At 65.5% G+C, this 1,708-nt stretch carries 1 protein-coding gene; it reads right to left on the reverse strand.

The window, feature by feature from the left end; all coding sequences use genetic code 11:
* Positions 1–117: 117 nt before the first annotated feature.
* Complete coding sequence (locus AB0M59_RS53545; protein WP_364632157.1) at positions 118–1,332, reverse strand: IS110 family transposase; 1,215 nt, start codon at positions 1,330–1,332, stop codon at positions 118–120.
* Positions 1,333–1,708 lie beyond the last annotated feature (376 nt).

Here is a 1,708-nt window from a genome sequence, read left to right on the forward strand (position 1 = left end):
CTGATGTGGTCAGAGATGCTGTGTCCCAACACCTTCCGAGTGTGCCCGTCCCGGATGGCGCACAGGAACATGTCACCCTCGCCACACGTCAGGTAGACATCCCACGCCGGTCAGATGTCAAGTCCCGGCCGCTGCTGTTGCAGATATTGGCCAGGCGACGCTGTCGTCCCAAGGCTGGTTGTTGATCATGCACCACCATAAGCGGCCGAGGAGTTTGTTGGCGAGGTTACGCAGCGCGGCGTTGTGGTGGTCGCCGGCGGCTCGGCGCCGGTCGTAATGGGCGCGTGCTCCGGCGGATTTGGTGAGGGCGGAGAAGGCCCACCAGTGGCACGCGTCGCCGAGGCGTTTGTTGCGGACCTTGCGGGCTTTGACGTAGTGCGATCGTCCGGACGCGCGGGTGACGGGCGCGGTGCCGGCGAAGGCTCGCAGCCCTGCGGCGGTGGTGAAACGTCGGGGATCGTCACCGACTTCGGCCAGGACCCTGGCGGCGAGCACAGGTCCCAGGCCGGGCGCGGACTGCAGGGTCGGTGCCATGGGGTGTGTGGCGAATTGCTGATCCAGCTCGGTTTCGAGCACGTCGACCGCGGTGCGCATGGACGTGATGATGGCCACCAGTTGCGCGACAGTCACGCCGAGCGCGGCTTCGACCTGCGCAGGTTGCCGCAGCGCGGGGCCTTTGAGTCCGTCGAGGATCTTCTCGACGAGCCCGGGATCGTTGCGCCTGCCGCACCGATGCAGGATGGCGACGACGCGCCGGCGGTTCAACCGTGCGGCAGCCTCCGGAGTGGGCGCGGCGGCCAGGATCGCCGTCGTAGCATGATGTTTGAGATTCGTGAACGTCGTGACGGCGTTCGGGTAGAACTCCAGCAGCACCGAACGCAGCCGGCTCACAGTCTGGTTCAACGCCCAGATCGCCTCTTGATGCTGGCGTGCCAACGCCTTGATCGCGAACGCGTGCTCGCTGATCTCCGGCAGTTGCCGGTGCATCGGCCGGTCGGTGCGCAGAATGTTCGCCAACACGGTCGCGTCGCCGGGATCGGACTTTCCGCCGGCCTGACCGTGCCGCTCGCGGTAGCGGGCGACCGCGCGCGGGTTGATCGGATAGACCGGGAACCCGGCGCCCGACAAGGCGACCACGAGCAGGTTCTTCTCAGTCTCAAGTGCAACAGGAATCTGGGCCGGCTCACCGTGTTCGGCGAGCATGCCCATGAGCGTCGAGAACCCTTCCGCGCCGACGCCGATACGTTGCCGGGCAACAACGTTTCCGTTTTCGTCGACTAACGCCACATCATGGTGCGCTTCGGCCCAATCGATTCCACAGGTAATGGCCACACGTGCCTCGCCTTCTGCTCGCTACCGGTTGCGGTGAGCTCGAGGCTGATGCGGCGACCTAATGGACAGCGCTCGATGGCGCGGCATCTCACAAGCCGATCATCCGGCCCCGGGGTGGCTGGCAGGGTCACCGTCTACCTTCAGATCTCTGACGTGTCACGTGAATCAACAGCAGTGATCACCTGCAGCCAGCTCAGCAACACTCTGCACTGGATCAGTGATATCTCAGGGACCCCTGCCAACCACCCACACCGTGTCGAGCCGGAACCCGACCCTCCCATTACGTGATGTCGGTCAGCCAGACCGCATCGGGCCGGCCCCGGTCGAAGTGGCGGTCGACCAGGTCCGGTGGGAACGACGCGGTCGGGTCGACCAC

The sequence above is a fragment of the Amycolatopsis sp. NPDC051371 genome (assembly GCF_040682155.1).
Classification (GTDB): domain Bacteria; phylum Actinomycetota; class Actinomycetes; order Mycobacteriales; family Pseudonocardiaceae; genus Amycolatopsis.